General features: G+C 67.5%; 20 protein-coding genes. 12 read left to right on the top strand and 8 right to left on the bottom strand.

What is annotated here, in order from left to right:
* The first annotated feature begins 83 nt into the window (after window positions 1-83).
* Complete coding sequence (locus tag DMB37_RS15070; RefSeq protein WP_135233248.1) at window positions 84-959, top strand: hypothetical protein; 876 nt, start codon at window positions 84-86, stop codon at window positions 957-959.
* Window positions 960-1,038: 79 nt separating this feature from the next.
* Here DMB37_RS15070 and DMB37_RS15065 read toward each other — a convergent pair whose 3' ends face one another.
* Together DMB37_RS15065 and DMB37_RS15060 are read right to left on the bottom strand one after the other, a co-directional pair.
* Window positions 1,039-1,413 (bottom strand): DUF6401 family natural product biosynthesis protein, encoded by a 375-nt coding sequence (locus DMB37_RS15065; RefSeq protein ID WP_135233247.1) that lies wholly within the window; start codon window positions 1,411-1,413, stop codon window positions 1,039-1,041.
* Window positions 1,414-1,624: 211 nt separating this feature from the next.
* Entirely contained in the window at window positions 1,625-2,800 is a 1,176-nt protein-coding gene (locus DMB37_RS15060) for an acyl-CoA dehydrogenase family protein (RefSeq protein WP_135233246.1), read from the bottom strand.
* Between the two features lie 186 nt (window positions 2,801-2,986).
* Here DMB37_RS15060 and DMB37_RS15055 point away from each other — a divergent pair, with 186 nt between their 5' ends.
* Complete coding sequence (locus DMB37_RS15055; RefSeq protein ID WP_135233245.1) at window positions 2,987-4,132, top strand: cystathionine gamma-synthase; 1,146 nt, start codon at window positions 2,987-2,989, stop codon at window positions 4,130-4,132.
* A 144-nt stretch (window positions 4,133-4,276) separates the two neighbouring features.
* Here DMB37_RS15055 and greA read toward each other — a convergent pair whose 3' ends face one another.
* Both greA and DMB37_RS15045 read right to left on the bottom strand, forming a co-directional pair.
* Window positions 4,277-4,771, bottom strand: a complete 495-nt coding sequence (gene greA, locus DMB37_RS15050; RefSeq protein WP_040738717.1) for a transcription elongation factor GreA — start codon at window positions 4,769-4,771, stop codon at window positions 4,277-4,279.
* A gap of 299 nt (window positions 4,772-5,070) precedes the next feature.
* Window positions 5,071-5,568: a DUF4307 domain-containing protein gene (locus tag DMB37_RS15045; protein WP_135233244.1), complete on the bottom strand. Its 498-nt coding sequence runs from the start codon at window positions 5,566-5,568 to the stop codon at window positions 5,071-5,073.
* Between the two features lie 119 nt (window positions 5,569-5,687).
* On the opposite strand from DMB37_RS15045, the gene mca reads away from it, so the two are divergent.
* Window positions 5,688-6,554, top strand: a complete 867-nt coding sequence (mca, locus tag DMB37_RS15040) for a mycothiol conjugate amidase Mca (RefSeq protein ID WP_107659210.1) — start codon at window positions 5,688-5,690, stop codon at window positions 6,552-6,554.
* Window positions 6,554-6,820: a hypothetical protein gene (locus DMB37_RS15035; protein WP_135233243.1), complete on the top strand. Its 267-nt coding sequence runs from the start codon at window positions 6,554-6,556 to the stop codon at window positions 6,818-6,820. The genes mca and DMB37_RS15035 overlap by 1 nt, the downstream gene beginning before the upstream one ends.
* 25 nt (window positions 6,821-6,845) lie before the next feature.
* On the opposite strand, the gene rnc is transcribed toward DMB37_RS15035, so the two are convergent.
* On the bottom strand, window positions 6,846-7,580 hold the full coding sequence (rnc, locus tag DMB37_RS15030) for a ribonuclease III (RefSeq protein ID WP_135233242.1): 735 nt from the start codon (window positions 7,578-7,580) through the stop codon (window positions 6,846-6,848).
* Window positions 7,581-7,978: 398 nt separating this feature from the next.
* On the opposite strand from rnc, the gene DMB37_RS15025 reads away from it, so the two are divergent.
* The gene (locus DMB37_RS15025; RefSeq protein WP_135233241.1) at window positions 7,979-8,278 is read left to right on the top strand and encodes a hypothetical protein; all 300 of its coding nucleotides are present in this window, start codon (window positions 7,979-7,981) and stop codon (window positions 8,276-8,278) included.
* A gap of 15 nt (window positions 8,279-8,293) precedes the next feature.
* Here the strand turns inward: DMB37_RS15025 and DMB37_RS15020 are convergent, their stop codons facing one another.
* A complete protein-coding gene (locus tag DMB37_RS15020; RefSeq protein ID WP_135237590.1) occupies window positions 8,294-8,686 on the bottom strand; it encodes a VOC family protein in 393 nt (130 codons plus the stop codon).
* 432 nt (window positions 8,687-9,118) lie between these two features.
* Between DMB37_RS15020 and DMB37_RS15015 the strand changes: the two genes are divergently transcribed.
* Window positions 9,119-9,697, top strand: coding sequence for a TIGR03086 family metal-binding protein (locus tag DMB37_RS15015; protein WP_135233240.1), 579 nt, complete (start codon window positions 9,119-9,121; stop codon window positions 9,695-9,697).
* On the opposite strand, the gene DMB37_RS15010 is transcribed toward DMB37_RS15015, so the two are convergent.
* Complete coding sequence (locus DMB37_RS15010) at window positions 9,694-9,879, bottom strand: hypothetical protein (protein WP_135233239.1); 186 nt, start codon at window positions 9,877-9,879, stop codon at window positions 9,694-9,696. The genes DMB37_RS15015 and DMB37_RS15010 overlap by 4 nt on opposite strands.
* Before the next feature lie 345 nt (window positions 9,880-10,224).
* Between DMB37_RS15010 and DMB37_RS15005 the strand changes: the two genes are divergently transcribed.
* Window positions 10,225-11,145, top strand: a complete 921-nt coding sequence (locus DMB37_RS15005; protein ID WP_135233238.1) for a serine hydrolase — start codon at window positions 10,225-10,227, stop codon at window positions 11,143-11,145.
* Here DMB37_RS15005 and DMB37_RS15000 read toward each other — a convergent pair.
* On the bottom strand, window positions 11,097-12,041 hold the full coding sequence (locus tag DMB37_RS15000) for a LysR family transcriptional regulator (protein ID WP_240772534.1): 945 nt from the start codon (window positions 12,039-12,041) through the stop codon (window positions 11,097-11,099). The two genes, DMB37_RS15005 and DMB37_RS15000, sit on opposite strands and share 49 nt — an antisense overlap.
* Window positions 12,042-12,130: 89 nt before the next feature.
* On the opposite strand from DMB37_RS15000, the gene DMB37_RS14995 reads away from it, so the two are divergent.
* From DMB37_RS14995 to DMB37_RS14975, 5 genes are all read left to right on the top strand, one after another.
* Complete coding sequence (locus DMB37_RS14995; protein WP_240772395.1) at window positions 12,131-13,111, top strand: MBL fold metallo-hydrolase; 981 nt, start codon at window positions 12,131-12,133, stop codon at window positions 13,109-13,111.
* 115 nt (window positions 13,112-13,226) lie between these two features.
* A complete protein-coding gene (locus tag DMB37_RS14990) occupies window positions 13,227-14,327 on the top strand; it encodes an FAD-dependent monooxygenase (protein WP_167768845.1) in 1,101 nt (366 codons plus the stop codon).
* A 215-nt stretch (window positions 14,328-14,542) separates the two neighbouring features.
* Entirely contained in the window at window positions 14,543-15,262 is a 720-nt protein-coding gene (locus DMB37_RS14985) for a DUF3558 family protein (protein ID WP_135233235.1), read from the top strand.
* A 229-nt stretch (window positions 15,263-15,491) separates the two neighbouring features.
* Window positions 15,492-16,043, top strand: coding sequence for a hypothetical protein (locus DMB37_RS14980; protein ID WP_135233234.1), 552 nt, complete (start codon window positions 15,492-15,494; stop codon window positions 16,041-16,043).
* 85 nt (window positions 16,044-16,128) lie between these two features.
* On the top strand, window positions 16,129-18,177 hold the full coding sequence (locus DMB37_RS14975) for a thioredoxin domain-containing protein (RefSeq protein ID WP_135233233.1): 2,049 nt from the start codon (window positions 16,129-16,131) through the stop codon (window positions 18,175-18,177).
* The last annotated feature ends 8 nt before the right edge of the window (window positions 18,178-18,185 follow it).

Below are 18,185 nucleotides of genomic sequence, written 5' to 3'. Positions count from 1 at the left end.
TCGAGTTATGTGGCAGGGGTATAACCGGCATTGAAGCAGCCTCGGCAAACGCCATGGCGTAATCGGATAGCGAAGGGATGGGCATGTACACCTCCAGTTTGGCTATCGATTTCCAGAAGGGGTTCTCGGACGCGTGGAGTTCGGTGGCCACGTTCGTCCCCAAGCTGGCCGGATTCATCGTCATCTTGCTCATCGGCTGGATCGTCGCGAAGGTCGTGTCGACGATCGTGGACAAGGTGCTCGACCGGCTCGGCTTCGACCGCCTGGTCGAGCGTGGCGGGCTCAAGCAGATGATGTCGCGCAGCCGCTACGACGCCTCCGATCTGCTGGCGAAGCTGGCCTACTACGCGATCCTGCTGATCGCGCTGCAGCTCGGCTTCGGCGTCTTCGGTCCGAATCCGGTGAGCGATCTGCTCGACGGCATCGTCTCCTGGCTGCCGAAGGCCGCGGTCGCGATCATCATCGTGGTTATCGCGGGCGCCATCGCCTCCGCGGTGCGTGACCTGGTCGGCAACATGCTCGGCGGGCTGTCCTACGGCGCGATGATCGGCCGGATCGCCGCGGTGTTCATCTGGGGCGTCGGCATCGTCGCCGCGCTGAACCAGATCGGGGTGGCCATGTCGGTCACCATGCCGATCCTGATCACCGTGCTGGCCACCATCGGCGGCATCCTGGTGGTCGGCGTCGGCGGCGGCATGGTTCGCCCGATGCAGCAGCGCTGGGAGAACTGGCTGAGCGGGCTGGAAGAGGAGATGCCCGCGGTCAAGGGGCACGCCGAGGCCTACTCGCGCGGTCGCGAGGATGCCTCGCGGGAGCAGCTGTGGATGGATCAGCAGGCAGCCCGTGGTCAGCACGCGCAGCAACAGCAGTGGGATCAGGGTGCGATGCAGGGCGGCGGCGGCTCGTACGAGCAGTCCGGTGAGTACATGGGGTACCGCGATCCGGGCGACCGGCGCTAGGCGCCCCGCTCGGTTCGAATGACGAACGCGTCCGCCGTGGGCTCTCGGCCTGCGGCGGACGCGTTTGTTCTCTTGCCCGTCAGGCGGGTTGCAGGGACGGGTGCAGGCACACGCTCGCCAGGCGCAACTGCACCCAGTCGGCGTTCGCCCAGCTGCCGAGGTCGCCCGGTGCCGTGCCGGTCATCGGCGCGCCGCGATCGGCCGCGACCTCGCGTACGTGATCGAGCAGTCCGCGTGCGTAGCCGGCGAGCAGCACGCTCACCGGAACACGCGCGGATTCCTCGACGCCGAGGGTGAGGATGTCGCGCACCGCGGCGGCGTGCTGATCCAGTGCCGCCGACAGCGCGGGCAGCTCCGCGGCCGCGGCAAGCGCCGGTACCCCGTGCGTCTTGTGCAGGCGGTTCAAAATCTTGCGCGCCGACACTTCGAGCAACGCGGGGCCCAGCAGAAACATGTTCCTATGCTAGCAACCGGCGAGTCTTTATAGAACTGTGACGCTTCACCCAGTCGGTTTTGCCGGAAAAGTGCGTTCCAGCAAATTGCCCGCACGAAAATTATTGGGGCAGAACCGGTTCGCCGAAGCCGTTCATAAACGCGACCGACCGGTACGAATTGGGTGCGGCCGAACGTACGGTGCCGAGTGTGCGTTCAGTCCACGGATGGCGTCACCTGAAGGCGTTGGAGTCGGTGAGCGCGCGCCCGAGCACCAGTTGGTGCACCTCCGCAGTGCCCTCATAGGTGAGCACCGACTCCAGGTTGTTCGCGTGGCGCAGCACCGGATAGTCCAGCGTGATGCCGTTCGCGCCCAGAATGGTGCGGCACTCGCGAGCGATCGCGATGGCCTCCCTGGTGCTGTTCAGCTTCCCGGCGCTCACCTGCTCGGGTGTCACCACGCCGCGATCCTTCAACCGGCCGAGGTGCACGGCGAGCAGCTGACCCTTGCCGAATTCCAGGGCCATGTTCGCCAGCTTCGCCTGGGTCAGCTGATACGCGGCCAGCGGCTTGTCGAACACCTCGCGGGTGCGCGCGTAATCAATGGTCGCGGCCAGGCAGTCGCGGGCCGCGCCGAGCGCGCCGAAGATGATTCCGAACCGCGCCTCACTCAGGCAGGCCAGCGGCGACGCGAGCCCGCGTGACTCGGGCAGCACCGCATCGGCGGGCAGCCGGACATCGTCGAAGTCCAGTTCGGCGGTCACCGAGGCGCGCAGCGACAGCTTGCGGTGCATCTCGCGCGCACTGAATCCCGGCGTCCCGGCGGGCACCAGGAAGCCGCGGATCACCTGCTTGCCCTCGTCCTCGGTCTGCGCCCACACCACCGCGATATCGGCCACCGAGCCGTTGGTGATCCACATCTTCGAGCCGTTGAGCACCCAGTCGGTACCGTCGCGCTTGGCCCTGGTCCGCATGCCGCCCGGGTTGGACCCGAAATCGGGTTCGGTGAGCCCGAAGCAGCCGAGCGCGCGCCCCGCCGCCATCTCCGGCAGCCACTGCTGCTTCTGCTCCTCCGAGCCGTACTTGTGGATCGCGGTCATCGCCAGCGAGCCCTGCACCGACACCATGCTGCGCACGCCGGAGTCGACGGCCTCCAGTTCCTGGCAGGCCAGTCCGTACATGGTGGCCGACATGCCGGCGCAGCCGTACCCCTCCAGATGCATGCCGAGCAGCCCGACCTCGCCCAGCTGCGGCGCGATCTCGCGGGCCGGGAAGGTGCCTTCCTCGAACCAATCCGCGATATGTGGTCGCAGGCGTTGATTCGCGAAGGTCGCGACGGCATCGCGGATCTCGCGCTCCTCGTCGGACAGCAGGGAGTCGATCGCGAACAGTTCTTCCACAGTCACCATGCGCTAAGCCTAAATGGGGAGGGCGCCGGTGAGATCAGGGTCACCGCAGGTGCTTCTCGGAAAATTTTCGGTGCAACGGGCTCAGCTGCGGAACTAGATCGGAATCGTCGGACGAATACCGGACACGCGTCAACTGTGGAGCACCAGGGGGTTGCCCAGAAATCGCCCCTGATTAGGCTGGCCACTATGAGTGAGCTGGGGTTCTCCACACGGGCCGTGCACGCAGGATTCGATCCCGACCCGCAGACCGGCGCGGTGAACGTGCCCATCTACGCGAGTTCGACGTTCGCCCAGGACGGCGTCGGCGGCCTGCGTGGCGGTTTCGAGTACGCCCGCACCGGCAACCCGACCAGGTCCGCGCTGGAAGCCAACCTCGCCGCGCTCGAATCCGGTACCTACGGCAGGGCATTCGCCTCCGGCATGGCCGCTACGGATTGTGCCATCCGCGCCACGCTGCGCCCCGGTGACCACATCGTCATCCCGGACGACGCCTACGGCGGCACCTTCCGGCTGATCGACAAGGTGTTCAGCCAGTGGGGCATCGAGCACTCGCCCGCACACGTCTTCGACGTGGACGAGATGCGTGCGGCGATCCGGCCGAACACCAAGCTGGTGTGGGTCGAGACCCCGACCAACCCGCTGCTGAGCATCGGTGACATCCCGGCGCTGGCCGATATCGCGCACGGCGCGGGCGCGAAGCTGGTGGTGGACAACACCTTCGCCACGCCGTACCTGCAGCAGCCGCTGCTGCTCGGCGCCGACATCGTTACCCACTCGACCACCAAGTACCTCGGCGGTCACTCCGATGTGGTCGGCGGCGCGTTGATCACCAACGACCCCGAACTCGACGCGGCGTTCGCGTTCCTGCAGAACGGCGCGGGCGCGGTGCCCGGCCCGTTCGACGCCTTCCTCACCCTGCGCGGCACCAAGACCCTGGCAGTGCGGATGGACCGGCACTGCGACAACGCGGAGACCCTCGCCGAGTTCCTGTCCCGGCACCCGGCGATCTCCCAGGTGATCTACCCCGGCCTGCCGGAGCACCCGGGCCACGCGGTCGCCGCCAAGCAGATGCGCCGGTTCGGCGGCATGATCTCGGTGCGGCTGCACGGCGGCCCGGCCGCGGCCCGCGACTTCTGCTCGCGCACCAAGGTATTCACGCTGGCCGAGTCGCTCGGCGGGGTGGAATCACTGATCGAGCACCCGGCCGCGATGACGCACGCGTCCACCGAAGGCTCCGTGCTGGAGGTGCCCGCGGATCTGGTGCGGCTCTCGGTCGGCATCGAGGACGCCGCCGACCTGCTGGCCGATATCGAGCAGGCGCTCGGCGGCTAGGAACCCACGGACATGACGAAACGGCCGCACCTGGAATCCGGGTGCGGCCGTTCGTGTCTCAGGGGAAGAACTCGGCCGTGGCGCGCGCTGCCGAGCTACGCGCCGCTGCGTCCGGAAAGGGGCGCAGCGCGACGGCCGAACGCGTCAGCTGTGGTACGGCTCCGCGCTGACCAGGGTGACCTTCATGGTCTTGCCGTTGGGCAGGGTGTACTCGCGCGTATCACCGACCTTGGCGTCGATCAGCGCACCGCCGAGCGGGGACGCCGGCGAGTAGGTCTCCAGCTTGGAGTCGTTCAGGCCCTCCTCGCGGGTGGCGATGAGGAAGGTCTCGGTGTCGGACTCGTCGCCGTCGTAGTAGACCTTGACGACCGAGCCGGGGAGTGCGACGCCGGACTTGGTGGGCGCGACGCCGACCTTGGCGTTGTTCAGCAGCTCCTGCAGCTGGCGAATACGCGCCTCCTGCTGACCCTGCTCCTCGCGCGCGGCGTGGTATCCGCCGTTCTCCTTGAGGTCGCCCTCTTCACGGCGTTCGTTGATCTCGGCAGCGATAACGGGACGATTGGCGATGAGCGCATCGAGTTCGCCCTTGAGCCTGTCGTGCGACTCCGGGGTCAGCCAAGTCACTTGCGTCTCAGTCATCTCGATCACTCCCTAGTAGTTGTTCCCGGCGGGCCGGGATTCCCTGATAACTGCCGCAGTACCCACCCGTGGGGCGGGCACGCACCAGTCGACGGCTAGAGCGATCCTGGGAAGTTCATCGAACCCCGACAGACCCGGTTCCGGACAAAGTTCGTAACCCGGAACAGATAGCGCTGGCCGCCAATGCAGCAAACACGGCTCCGAACCCCGGAACCGTGTATCAGGCCATTTTAGCATGAATCACAAACGTGCAGGTCGGAGTTAATTTCGAGGACAACCGCTGCGGCAAAAGCGGCAAATCACCCTGCTCGAAGATAGCTGGGCACCTCGGCACTGCAACCGTAGATACTGCTCGACGCCGGTCGCGAGGACGCTTTGACCGTGGTGGTCTGCTCGATCGTGCCGCTGGTAGACGGGGCGATCAGGACCTCTCGACGGCCGACCTCGACACTGTCGCGGGCCATGGCCCGAACGAAGCACACCACGGGCTGTGCGGGATCTTTGCGGGTGACCTTGATCCGGATCGTCATCGTCGAGTCGTCGACCACCACGTAGCCCAATTGTTCGGACTCGATGTCCTTGGGGCCGTACTTCTGGTAGCCGATGTAGGCGATGGCGCAGCCGAGCAAAACCACGGCCAAGCTGAGCGCCACCGGCAGCCAGCGGCGGTCGACCGGAGGTTTGGTGCCGTACCGGTCGGTCGGCCTGTGGTGTGTCGCCGGGACCGTGACGTCAGCAGCGGCCGCGGATTCATCGGGCGCGTCCGCGCCGGGCGAGGTTCCATCGCGCTGGCTCACAAGGTCGCTCCCGGGGGGTACGTCGGAACAAAAGTCGGTCGAATGGAACTATAGGGAACGAAGACCAGACACCCGCGAGCGAGAGCGATGGTGAACGAGACGTGAGTGGCCTTCGCCTCATGGCGGTGCATGCCCACCCCGACGACGAATCCAGCAAGGGTGCCGCGACGACCGCCCGGTACGCCGACGAAGGACACGACGTCCTCATCGTGACGCTGACCGGTGGCGAACGTGGCAGCATCCTGAACCCCGCGATGGACACCCCCGGTGTCCTCGACCGGATCGACGAGATCCGCCGCGAGGAGATGGCCGCCGCGGCGCGCGCGCTCGGCGTGCGCCAGCACTGGCTCGGATTCGTCGATTCCGGTCTGCCGGAGGGTGATCCGCTGCCGCCGCTGCCGGAGGGCAGTTTCGCGACGGTGCCGCTGGAGGAGTCCACCGAGGCGCTCGTCCGGGTGGTGCGCGAGTTCAAGCCGCACGTGATGACCACCTACGACGAGCTGGGCGGCTACCCGCACCCGGACCACATCCGCTGCCACGAGGTGTCGGTCGCCGCGTTCGACGCGGCAGGCGACCCGGCGCGGTTCCCCGACGCGGGCGAGCCGTGGACGCCGCTGAAGCTGTACTACGACCACGGGTTCACCGCCCGGCGGATGGAAGTCTTCGCCGAGGAGTACGAGCGGATGGGTGAGCCGTTCCCGCTGCAGGAGTGGCTGGACCGGATGCGCAAGTACGTCCCCGAGCGCGGCGACGTGTTCTCCAGGGTCACCACCCAGATCGACTGCGCCAAGTACTTCCCGCAGCGCGACGACGCCTTGCGCGCGCACGCCACCCAGATCGACCCGAACGGCGCGTTCTTCGCCATCCCGCTCGAGCTGCAGCAGCGGCTCTGGCCGACCGAGGAGTTCGAGCTGGCCAAGACCAGGGTCAAGACGGCGCTGCCGGAGACCGATCTGTTCGCCGGCATCGAAGACGAGCAGCGGTGATGCTGGTTCTGCTCGCCCAGAGCCCCGGCACCCCGACCGGGCCGGAGTTCGGCAAGGCCTCCCCGCTCGGGTTCTTCATCATTCTGATCCTGCTCGCGGGCACGGTGCTGCTCGTTCGTTCGATGAACAAGCACCTGAAGAAGCTGCCCGCGACCTTCGAGCCGGACCACCCGGAGCCGGACCAGGAGGCCGACGAGGGGACCGAGCGCGGCATCACCACCCGGCCCGACGAGTCCGAGCCGGACGGTCGGACCGACAAGACCTGACTCGCGCGAGCGCGACGCGCAGTTCTTACTCGTCGCCGTCCGGCGCCAGCGCGGCGTAGGCGGCAGCGGCGGCGTTCTGTTCCGCTTCCTTCTTCGAGCGCCCCACCCCTTTGCCGTAGGCCACGCCGCCGACCACTGCCGTCGCGGTGAACTCCTTGTCGTGGTCGGGCCCGGTGGAGGTGATCTCGTAGCTGGGGACGCCGAGGCTGTGCTCGGCGGTGTGTTCCTGCAGGCTGGTTTTCCAGTCGAGGCCCGCGCCCATCTTGGCGGCGCGCTGGAGCAGATCATCGAACAGCCGCAGCACCACGGTGCGGGCCACGCCGATGCCGTGCTGCAGGTGCACCGCGCCGAGCAGCGATTCCATGCCGTCGGCCAGGATGCTGGTCTTGTCGCGACCGCCGGTGAGTTCCTCACCGCGGCCGAGGAGCAAGTGCGGGCCGAGGCCGCCGGGGCCGAGGCCGCGGGCGACCTCGGCACACGCGTGCATGTTGACCACCCGGGACCGGATCTTGGCCAGGTCGCCTTCGGTGCGTTGCGGATGCCGCAGATAGAGGTATTCGGTGACGCTGAGCCCCAGGACCGAGTCGCCGAGGAACTCCAGTCGTTCGTTGGTCGGCACGCCACCGTTCTCGTAGGCGTACGAACGGTGCGTCAACGCCAATGTCAGGAGTTCGTCGTCGAGTGGAACACCGAGCGCGGCAATCAGATCCGTGTGGTCGTCGGAGTTCGCGCTGCGGTACGCACCGGATTCGTCGGTCATAAGCAGCACCGCGCGGTGCCGCGCGACATTCGGGGCCGCCCATGGGCGATGCGCGGGTCGCCTGCTGACCTGCGGGAGACAACGACACCGGCGCTGCGGTGGGCCCTCAACGATCGCACGCTCGACCTTCCTGGTAGCACACCTGCATTGCGCTGCACGAACGTGAGTTTACCCACGTGCGGGCAGCGCGAATGCCTGGTCCGAACCCAACATGCTACGGACGAAACGCCGATGCTGTGACCGCAGTCACAGCCGTTGCGGAACCGTAGGATGAAGCCACCTGTCCGGTCGCGTGGCGCAGCGCGAGCTGTGCTCGAAATATCAAGCGGGGGAATATAAATGCCGACCACACCGGCAAGACCGCCGATCTCGTCGAAGCATTGATCGGTGCGCTGGGTATGGCACCGATGACCACGGCGCAGGCGTGCGCCGCAGGCCAGCCGGCCGGATCGCCAGTCGGTCTGTGCGTGGTCGGCGGCGCCGACGGCTACCAGGTTTCGGCGATCGGGCAGGGGTTCGTCGGATTTCTCAGCTTCGCGGGGCCGGGCATCGACCGCGATCTCGCGTCGTCGCCGACCGAGGCGGATCCGAGCTGGATCGTCAACGGCATCGGGCGCGGCAGGGTGTGCGTCGTCGCGTATCAGAAGGACGGTGGTGGATATCATCAGATCGCCGTGGAGTGTCAGAACGTCGACTGACGGCGCGGCCTCGGATCAGTTGGGGCCGAGCAGGTCCCACCGATTGCCCGCGATATCGCGGAATACCGCCACCTTGCCGTACGGCTCTTGCCGTGGCGCGGTGACGAATTCGACGCCGTGTGCGGTCATACGGCGATAGGCCGCGTCGAAATCGGCTACCTGGAGAAAGAATCCGACTCGGCCCGCTGTCTGGTTACCGACCACCTCGGCCTGCGCGGTGCCGTCCGCGCGGGCGAGCAGCAGCCCCGTGTGGGCGGCGGGCGGGCGGACGACGACCCAGCGCTTCGGTCGCCCGTCGTTGGTCCGGGACGGGGTGTCCTCGATCAGGTCGAAGCCGAGTGCTTCGGTGAAGAAGGTGATCGCCGGGTCGTAGTCCGCGACGACGAGGGTGCAGAGGTCGATGCGCATGGTCACGACATGGTAGGCCGCGCATGCCTGGAGGCGGCTGGACGCGCGGCGCGAACCGGCAATGCGTGACAAGTTGTTTCAACCGGGAGTAACAGGTTTGAACCGCACCTGAACTGGTTACCGAAATCTGTACGACCGGGGCGGAAATCGGAAGTGATTGTCATCTGGACGCCCACTACATAGCGCGCTCTACGGTCGCAAGGGTGTCTGCACAACAGTTTTCAAACGTTGTGGGACGAGCGTTGCATGCGCTCTCGCCGCATTGCAGACTGTATCCGAGATGTATTCGGATCGCGCATCCGCTTAATCCCCTGGCCACCGAGAAGCACACTGCTGGCAACCTATTTCGCCGCGAGCAGCTTTCGCAACGGCCTCCGTATGTCGCCCGCCTGTGTTACCAATTCAGCCAGACCGCTCGACCGAAGGAAGCTCATGGACAACGTGATCGGACAGATCGACCGTGCTCTCGACGCGACGAGCGTGATCGTCGCCGCCTTGGACGACAGCACCTTGGCCGCGCCGACGCCCTGCCGGGAGTGGGATGTGCGCACCGTGCTGAACCACACGGTCGGCGGCATGCACGTCTTCGCGGCCGCGTTGAGCGGCACGGATTCCGGCGCCGATCACGAATCCGATTGGCTCGGCGGCGATCCGCAGGGCGCCTACGCGGCGGCGGCGGAGGTGGACCGCGCGGCCTGGCATCGCCCCGACGCGCTGGACAACACCGTGCACAGTTCGCTGGGGGCGCTGCCCGCGTCGGCGGCGGCCCTGGTGCACCTCACCGAGCTGGTGGTGCACGGAGTCGATCTCGCGGTGGCCATCGGCAGGCCCGATCTGGCCGACGACGAGTTGTGCGGCGAACTTCTCGCCACCATGCGGAACCGAGGTGGGATCGACCAGTTCCGCGGGCCCGGCGTCTTCGATGCCGAGATCCCCGTCGCGGACGGGGAGCCCGGGCATCGTCGACTGCTCGGTTATGTGGGCCGGGAAGTGCTGGCCCGGACGCCCTAGCGGATCCGCACCACGGTCGAGGCCGCCAGCAGCAACAGCTCGCGGGCCGCGGCCTGCTGGTAGTCGAGCCGGCCTGCGTGGTTGCGGTAGAGGGTGTGTTGCTCGGCATGCACCGAGGACGTCGTCGCACCGATATTCCGCGCTGCGTCGTCGTTCGGACGGGCGAAGGTGAAAATGCGCATGGCAATTCCGTCCTTTCCTTCATGGGCGGGTATTCGGTCCGATTTCCTGCGCGCCTCACCGCATTTCCGGCACACGTCGGAAACGTAGCCGGATAGGGTGCGTGCGCGTTCCTACACGCCGGTGTTCGCGGTCGAAAACGGACACTATCGACTCGATGCGTATTCGAGTCGACGGCAGGTAGCGCTACCGGTCGAGCTGCCGAATCCGTCGATTCGGTCGAATCGACCGTTGTCCGCGCACCGGGCGCGTTGCGAACTGTATCCGGTCGAATTCGACCGGCGCATCCTATTTTTCGGCGGCCCGGCGAGGTAGCGCCGCACCGGTTGCGTTCGGTCGCGGCCGATATGGCAGCTTGGGCAGTCGTGCAGGAGATCTTTCGCAACGTCGGCGTGCAGGGCTGGGTGCACGCCCGGTGTTTCGACTGCGGCGCGGAGGTGGGCTCGGGCGCCGACGAGCCGGTGGTGCTCGCGTCGGTGGTGAAGGTGCCGCTGGTGCTGGAGTTCGCCAGGCAGGTGGCGGCGGGACAGCTGGATCCGACCGACCGGGTGCGCGCGGGGGCGGCGGATCGGCTCGGCGGGGTCGGCACGGCGGGTTGCCACGACGACGTCGATCTCAGCCTGCGTGATGCCGCCTTCTTCGCCATCACGCTGAGCGACAACACCGCCGCCGACCTGCTGTTCGAGCGGGTCGGCATCGACAATGTGCGCTCGCTGGTCCGCGAACTCGGGCTCGCCGGGACCCGGATCGTCGGCGCGCCACGGCATATCGTGCAAAGCATGGCCGACGACATCGGCGCGCGGGACGCGGCCGAGTTCGCCGAGCGGTTTCCGGCGCTCGCGGCATCGGAGATCCTGAACAGCCGTGCGCTGGACCCGCAGCGGACCACCGCGAGCACGCCGCGCGAGATGACCCGGCTGCTGACCCTCATCGGCGAGGATCGCGCGGGCCCGGCCGAGGCCTGCCGATGGGTGCGCGATCTCATGCGCCAGCAGTTGAATTGGCACCGCCTCGCCGCCGCGTTCCCGCCCGAGGTGGGGGTGTGGGCGAAGACCGGCACGCTACCCGGGGTACGCAACGAGATCGGTGTGCTCGAATATCCGGACGGAAGTCGTTACGCCGTAGCGATTTTCACCAGGGCAGGTACGCTCGCCCAGCGGCTGCCCGCAGTGGATCGCGCGATCGGCGCCGCGGCCGCGCACGCGGTCGACCGCATTGTTCACGGCCTGCCGTACACCACGTTCCACGGTCGCTGCGCCACCTCCTGAACGGCAGCGGGCCGAGAGGCGCCGTCGCCCTGGACAACTCGCACGATCAGCTCCGCGAGCTCGGCCACCAGGGGGTGTGGCGCGTGCGTGGGCCAGGCGAGCGAGAGCCGCCATTGCAACGTGCCCGCCGGTAGCGGACGCCAGACGACCCTCGGTTCCTTCTGCGCCACCAGGCCCTGGTCGAAGGCGACGCCGCGGCCGGAAAGCACCATGCCGAGCACGAATTCGGGATTACGGGCGTGCTGGACCCTGGTGGGCCGGAAGCCGTGCTCCCAGCAGGTGCGCAGTGTCGCGTCGTAGAGACCGGGCGCGGCCGCGCGCGGGAAGATCACCAGTCCGAGTCCGGCCAGATCGGCGAGGGCGAGCGAAGCGCGCACCGCCAACGGCGAATCGCGCGGCAGCACCACCCCGACTGGGGTATCGACGGCGGGGCCCAACTCCAGGCCGACCACATCGACCGGGTGTTGCAGCAGACCCGCGTCGAGCTGTCGGTCGGCGAGCAGGCGGACCTGTTCGGCCGTGGTCAGCTCTTGCAGATCCACACGCACCTCGCGACTTTCGAACGCGGTGAGGATCGCGGCGAGCACCCGTCCCGCCAGTTCTGGCGGCACGCCGACGCGCAGCGCGTCCATCTCGCCGCGATGCGCCTTGCCGACCAGCGAGGTCGTGCGCTCCCAGCGGGCGAGCAGATCGCGGGACTCGGCGAGCAGGATCTGGCCCGCTTCGGTGAGCTCGACGCGGCGGCTGTCCCGGTCGAACAACCGGGCGCCCAGATCGTTCTCCAGTTTGCGGATGCGCTGGCTCAACGGCGGCTGAGCGATGCCGAGGCGTTCGGCGGCCCGGCCGAAATGTAATTCTTCGGCGACGGCAACGAAGTACCGCAGCTGACGCAGCATGTCCACGCTGCGACGATATCGTTTTCGATATCGCCGAGCAGACCCGTCGGTCTTGGACAGCAGCGACGATCCTGTGTTCTTGTGCCCGCATGACAGGTTTCGGACGGCGAGAATTCTTCGGTATGACGGCGGGCGCCTCGGTGCTCGCGGGTGTAGTCGCCTGTGGCGGAACGGAATCCGCGAGCCCGGCGGCGGGCACCTCGGTCACCGGCGCGCCGGCGCCGGGTGGGGTGACCCTGCGCTGGTGGGGCAACAACAGCTGGGAAATCCGGTTGCCCGGCGGCAAGACGGTACTGATCGATCCCTGGCTGACCAGGTTCCATACCGGAACCTATACCGCCGCAGGTGCCGACCCGAACACTCCGATCACCGTCGATACGGCGCTGATCGACCGCTACGTGGACAGCGGTGAACTGCGAGCCGACCACATCCTGGTCACGCACGGTCACTACGACCATCTCACCGATGTGCCGTACTTGGCGAAGAGGACCGGTGCGACGGTGCTCGGCACCGAGACCCACCTGAATCTGATGGCCGCGCTCGGTGCCCCCGAGGATCAGCTCGCCATCGCCACCGGCGGTGAGCACCTGCGTTTCGACGGGTACACCATTCGCGTGCTGCGCTCGCTGCATTCGGCATCCGGGGCCAGGGCCGCGGTGGCGTTCGCTGGTACCAGGACGGGTCTCGGTGCGGAAAAGCTGCCGGAGCCCAGGGTGATTCGTGATCTCGTCGAGGGCGGCACGCTGGCCTACCAGGTGAGCGGTGGCGAGGTGAGCGTGCTGAACCTCGGTGGTTCCAACTACATCGAATCGGAGCTGGCGGGTCTGCGCCCGGACGTGCTGCTGTTGCCTGCGGGCGGCGGCAAGATCGTCGACTATGTCAGGCGGCTACTCCAGGTGACCGGCGGCCCGCGCTACGTATTGCCCACGCACTGGGACGATTTCGACTATCCGCTCGCCGAACCGGCGCGCGACTGGGGTGGGCTCGAGGCGCTGCGTAAGGCGGTCGCCGAGGCCGGCCCGGCAAGCAAGTTCGTCACCGTCGATCACCTGGAGACCTTCACGCCCTGAGGTGCACGGCTGGTGAAGTGAGCAGTTTCTGGTCTGGCACATGGGCTCCGACAGGGCTGAAGGTGGGTGCCGTACCGGCTCGGGTGGGCCGGGCAACCCACCACGAGGAGACCACATGCCGAATCCGCTGCACGTTCTCGTCGTCGGGGCCGGGGTCGCCGGGATGGCCGCCGCGGCCGCGCTGGATCGGCGCGGGTTGTCGGTGGACATCATCGAGCGGCGGACGCACAGCCCGGCCGGGGCGGGACTCTTCTTGCCGGGCAATGCAGTTCGGGCGATGGCCGAGCTGGGACTCGGGGATGCGTTGCGCGACGGTGTGCCGATCCGCACGCAGCGCCTGCTGGACCACCGGGGTCGAACGCTCGCCGACATCGACATGGCCGCCCTGTGGCGGGGCGTCGGGCAGCCCGTGGGCATCACCTATGACCGGTTGCGGTCGGCGCTGGCGGACAAGCTGCGGCTGCCTGTCCGGACCGGGGTCACCGTGCGCACGCTCACCGAATCCGATGACGGCGTGGCGGTGACGTTCAGTGATGGGACCAGTGGCCGCTATGACGTCGTGGTCGGTGCCGACGGGGTGCACTCCGAGCTGCGGCACATGGTGAATCCGCACGCCGAAGCCGTCTATGCGGGGCAGATCTGCTGGCGGTTCGTCACCGGCAATGCCGCGGGTATCGATGACTGGACTGTGTGGCTGGGGCGAGGGGCGACCTTCCTCGCGGTTCCGGTCGGCGAGGACCAGCTGTACTGCTACGCCGATCTGTCCATGCCCGAACCGGCTGCCGTCGCACCGGCGGGAATGCCACTGGCCGAACGCTTTTCCCAGTTCGACCGGGAGGTTCGAGATTTGCTCGCGGTCCCGGACGCCCACTTCTCCGCCATCGAGGAGGTCACCGACTCGACCTGGCGGACCCGGCGCATCATCCTCATCGGTGACGCCGCGCACGCGAGTTCGCCCAATATGGCTCAGGGCGTGGCGATGTCGGTGGAGGACGCACTGGTACTGGCCGAATCCCTCGGTGACACCGGCGAAATCGAGCACATGCTGGCTCGCTATCGGCTGCGGCGTCTCCCGCGTACCCGATGGGTGCAGGCGCGGGCGCGGCGCCGCGACAGCACCAGGGGCATGGCCCCGGTTGTCCGTGACGCGGTGCTCCGGCTGGCAGCACCTCGAATCTACGAGCGCGACTACGGACGGCTCCGCGCCCTCCCATGAGCCGCTGAATTCCTTGCTGCGCAGGACTTTTACGCCTCGCGGTGCACGGCCCGACGCGCCTGTGCTTGCGACCGAACAGGCAGGCAGGTGACTACGTGTCCTTAGCTCGCGTTAACAAACTGGTCGTTCTACCGATATCAGAAGCACGCGCTGCGGATGCAGTAGCGAGAACAGCCAATCGGTGGGGAAATCCCTTGGCAGTGAGGAACTTCGAGATGTTCACCAGGAATACCGCGCGCGGTGTCGCGGCGCTGGCCTGTGGGGCGGCCATGCTGCTCGCCGGGTGCGATGCCAACTCCGCGGATAGTTCGCCGAAGCCCGGCGCGACCGCCTCAGTGACAAGCGCCCCCGCAGTGCCCGCGCCGGTTCCGGGGGACGCCGGCGCACCTGCCCCTGCGCCCGCACAGGCGCCCGCGCCGGTACCAGCACCTGCACAGGCGCCCGCACCTGCACAGGCGCCCGCACCTGCACCTGCGACCGCTGCGCCTGAGAGCCCAGCCAAAGTCGAACAGCCTGTGGCCGGCGCACTCTGGGACCCCTGCTCCCTCCCGGAATCCAAGATCTCCGCCGCCGCACTGGACACGTCCACCAAGAAGCGGCTGACCCATCCCAACCATCCCACCTGGCAAATGTGCCAGTGGCAAGCCATCGACCGATCCTTCGAATTGGTGATCGGCACCTCCGACCGCACCATCGACGACCTACTCGAACCAGGAACCTTCCAGGATCTCCGCCGAACCGAGTATTACGGCCGCCAGGTAGTCCTCTACCGCTCAGTCCAGGACACCCACAAACGAACCTGCAACGTCGGCACCCCCGCCCCCTTCGGCAGCACCGAACTCGCAGTCCGCACCACCAAAATCCAAACCGACGATTTCGACTCGTGCGCCGACGTACAACGCATGGGCGCCGCCCTGCTCACCTCGCTGCCCTGACCCCGGCACCGAACACGCGCGCCCGCTACTGAGCGCGCGGACACAATGGCCCAGCGGAGATAAACCGCTGGGCCATCGGCCGATTCGGGCTGCCGTCGGCAGCTGGCCGCTGTTGCTGCTCGGTAGTGGTGCCCCGGTGGGGAATGGGTGGATCGAATTCCCTACGGTCCTCGTGATGCCGGCATTCCTGGCAGTCTCTACCGATCTGCTGCTCCGAGGAGTCGTTGTCATGAAGATTCCAGCCCCGTTGTCGCCGGCGAGTGCTATTCCTGTCACGGATTTCGCCGATCCGTGCACCCGTGCTCTGCTGGCGAACAACGGCACCACGACACTGCTCCTGGAGGCCGCGCTTCGCACCTCGGTCACCGTCGTGGTCCAAGACCAATACCTGCAGAGCGCAGGCGAATTGCCGCCGGACGTCGGTCGGGCCCTGCAGCTGCCGGGGCAGCATCGAGTACTAGTGCGGCACTCGATCCTGATGACGCCCGACCAGCGCCCGGTCTCGTGCAACCGGGCAATCATCGCCGCGCCACTCGAAAGTCCGCTGTCCGCTCTCGGCGACGACCAGCACACGCCACTCGGCCGGACCCTGCTGTCCGCCGGTATCGAACAGCACCGACAAGTCTTGACCACCGGTCACCATCCGTGGCCCCTCACCGCCGAGTTCCGGGCCGCCGCGGGCAAGACCTACCTCGTCGGTATCGACGGCCGACCTCGGCTGCACCTGACCGAGACCTACAATCCGGACCTGTTCTCGGCCGATCTCGACCCGGTCACCTGACGGGACGATCGGCCGTAGTGCCGCGCATCCCCGGCGGATCGACCACCTACCGACCTGTGCACCGTGATTGTGAGACGGTGGAGTCATGAATCGGCTCGGGAACGCGACCTCTCCGTACCTGCGGCAGCATGCGGACAATCCGGTGCATTGGCAAGAGTGGGATGCGGCGGCGCTGGGGGAGGCGCGGGAGCGGGATGTGCCGATTTTGTTGTCGGTGGGGTATGCGTCGTGTCACTGGTGTCATGTGATGGCGCACGAGTCGTTCGAGGATGTGGCGACTGCGGAGTTGATGAATGCGAACTTCGTGTGTGTGAAGGTGGATCGGGAGGAACGGCCTGATCTGGACGCGGTGTATATGAATGCGACCGTGGCGATGACGGGGCAGGGGGGCTGGCCGATGACGTGCTTCCTCACGCCGGAGGGGGAGCCGTTCTACTGCGGTACTTATTACCCGAAGTTGCCGCGTGGGGGTATGCCGTCGTTCACGCAGTTGCTCACCGCGATCACCGAGACCTGGCAGCAGCGGCGCGATGAGGTGCACAAGGCGTCGGCGCAGGTGACCGAGGCGCTGCGGGCGCAGGCCGGGGGGTTGCCGGACTCGGATCTCACGCTCAGTGCGGAACTGCTGGATCATGCGGTGGCGGCGGTGCTGCGGGATGAGGATCCCGAGCATGCGGGATTCGGTGGGGCGCCGAAGTTTCCGCCGTCGGCGTTGCTGGAGGGCTTGCTGCGCAGTTGGGAACGGACCGGTGATTCGGCCGTTCTCGCGGCGGTGACTCGGACGGCCGACGCTATGGCGCGGGGTGGGATCTACGACCAGTTGCGCGGGGGTTTCGCGCGTTACTCTGTCGATCCGGCCTGGGTGATACCGCATTTCGAGAAGATGCTCTACGACAATGCTCAATTGCTGCGTGCCTATGGGCATTTGGCCCGACGGGCGCCGGTAGACGAGCCGGAGTCGTTGGCGCACAGGGTCACTAGGGAAATCGTACAGTTCCTACTCGATGACCTGGGGACCGAGCACGGCGGCTTCGCCTCAGCCCTCGACGCCGACACCCATCTCGAACCCGGCCAGCCGGGAGTAGAAGGGGCGACCTATGTCTGGACGCCGGCTGAGCTGGTCGGCGAACTCGGGCCGATCGACGGTGCCTGGGCCGCCGAGTTTTTCGGCGTGAGCACCGCGGGGAACTTCGAGCAGGGCACCTCGGTGCTCACTCGATACACCGATCCCGCGCCCGCCGACGCCGATCGGCTCGAACAAGTCCGTACGGCGCTGCGGAAGGCGCGAGACGGACGGCCGCAACCGGACCGCGACGACAAGGTGGTCACCGCCTGGAACGGGATGGCGATCACGGCACTGGCCGAGGCCGGGGCCGCACTCGGTGCCGACGACTGGGTGTCCGCCGCAGTCCGCTGCGCCCGATTCCTGTTGTCCGAGCACGTGGTCGACGGCCGGGTGCGCCGCGCCTCGCTGAACGGTGTCGCGGGTGCGTCGCCCGGCGTGCTGGAGGACTACGCCTGGCTCGTCACCGGCCTGCTGGCCCTGCATCAGGCCACCGGCGAACTCAGCTGGCTCGACGAGGCACAACGGTTGCTGGACACGGCAATCCAGCACTTCGCCGACCCGAACGTCCCGGGCAGCTGGTTCGATACCGCCGACGATGCCGAAATCCTGGTCACCCGTCCCCGCGATCCCATCGACGGTGCCACCCCCGCGGGCGCGTCGTCGCTCGCCGAGGCGCTGCTCACCGCGGCCGCGGTCAGCGAGGCGGATCGGGCCGTCCCGTACTTCGCGCTCGCCGAACAAACTCTGCAGCGCGGCGCCGTCGTGCTGGCACGCGCCCCGCGCTCGGCGGGACAGTGGCTCACGGTCGCCGAGGCCGCGCTCCGCGGTCCCCTTCAGGTCGCCATCGCCGCCGAAGCTCCGGGTGAGTCCAGTGCACTGCTTGCCGCCGCTCGCGCCGCAGCGCCCGGCGGCACGATAGTCATTGCCGCCCCGCCGAACTCGGTTCCCCTGCTGGCCGACCGACCGCTGGTGCACGGCGAGCCTGCCGCCTACGTCTGCCGAGGCTCGGTCTGTGACTTACCGGTATCCACCGTCGCCGAACTACAGGAAGCCTTGGCGCGGCCGTAGCGGCGCGG

The sequence above is a fragment of the Nocardia sp. CS682 genome, from assembly GCF_004634405.1.
In the GTDB taxonomy this organism is placed as follows: Bacteria; Actinomycetota; Actinomycetes; order Mycobacteriales; family Mycobacteriaceae; genus Nocardia; species Nocardia ninae.
Note: the sequence above shows the minus strand (reverse complement) of the source record. Positions and strands in the feature narration are given on the sequence as shown.

Excerpts from the sequence above, each read along its gene's own strand:
- DMB37_RS15070 (WP_135233248.1), top strand. The coding sequence starts at position 84 with ATGTACACCTCCAGTTTGGCTATCGATTTCCAGAAGGGGTTCTCGGAC.
- DMB37_RS15065 (WP_135233247.1), bottom strand. The coding sequence starts at position 1,413 with ATGTTTCTGCTGGGCCCCGCGTTGCTCGAAGTGTCGGCGCGCAAGATT.
- DMB37_RS15060 (WP_135233246.1), bottom strand. The coding sequence starts at position 2,800 with ATGGTGACTGTGGAAGAACTGTTCGCGATCGACTCCCTGCTGTCCGAC.
- DMB37_RS15055 (WP_135233245.1), top strand. The coding sequence starts at position 2,987 with ATGAGTGAGCTGGGGTTCTCCACACGGGCCGTGCACGCAGGATTCGAT.
- greA (WP_040738717.1), bottom strand. The coding sequence starts at position 4,771 with ATGACTGAGACGCAAGTGACTTGGCTGACCCCGGAGTCGCACGACAGG.
- mca (WP_107659210.1), top strand. The coding sequence starts at position 5,688 with ATGGCGGTGCATGCCCACCCCGACGACGAATCCAGCAAGGGTGCCGCG.
- DMB37_RS15035 (WP_135233243.1), top strand. The coding sequence starts at position 6,554 with ATGCTGGTTCTGCTCGCCCAGAGCCCCGGCACCCCGACCGGGCCGGAG.
- rnc (WP_135233242.1), bottom strand. The coding sequence starts at position 7,580 with ATGACCGACGAATCCGGTGCGTACCGCAGCGCGAACTCCGACGACCAC.
- DMB37_RS15025 (WP_135233241.1), top strand. The coding sequence starts at position 7,979 with ATGGCACCGATGACCACGGCGCAGGCGTGCGCCGCAGGCCAGCCGGCC.
- DMB37_RS15020 (WP_135237590.1), bottom strand. The coding sequence starts at position 8,686 with ATGCGCATCGACCTCTGCACCCTCGTCGTCGCGGACTACGACCCGGCG.
- DMB37_RS15015 (WP_135233240.1), top strand. The coding sequence starts at position 9,119 with ATGGACAACGTGATCGGACAGATCGACCGTGCTCTCGACGCGACGAGC.
- DMB37_RS15010 (WP_135233239.1), bottom strand. The coding sequence starts at position 9,879 with ATGCGCATTTTCACCTTCGCCCGTCCGAACGACGACGCAGCGCGGAAT.
- DMB37_RS15005 (WP_135233238.1), top strand. The coding sequence starts at position 10,225 with ATGGCAGCTTGGGCAGTCGTGCAGGAGATCTTTCGCAACGTCGGCGTG.
- DMB37_RS15000 (WP_240772534.1), bottom strand. The coding sequence starts at position 12,041 with ATGCTGCGTCAGCTGCGGTACTTCGTTGCCGTCGCCGAAGAATTACAT.
- DMB37_RS14995 (WP_240772395.1), top strand. The coding sequence starts at position 12,131 with ATGACAGGTTTCGGACGGCGAGAATTCTTCGGTATGACGGCGGGCGCC.
- DMB37_RS14990 (WP_167768845.1), top strand. The coding sequence starts at position 13,227 with ATGCCGAATCCGCTGCACGTTCTCGTCGTCGGGGCCGGGGTCGCCGGG.
- DMB37_RS14985 (WP_135233235.1), top strand. The coding sequence starts at position 14,543 with ATGTTCACCAGGAATACCGCGCGCGGTGTCGCGGCGCTGGCCTGTGGG.
- DMB37_RS14980 (WP_135233234.1), top strand. The coding sequence starts at position 15,492 with ATGAAGATTCCAGCCCCGTTGTCGCCGGCGAGTGCTATTCCTGTCACG.
- DMB37_RS14975 (WP_135233233.1), top strand. The coding sequence starts at position 16,129 with ATGAATCGGCTCGGGAACGCGACCTCTCCGTACCTGCGGCAGCATGCG.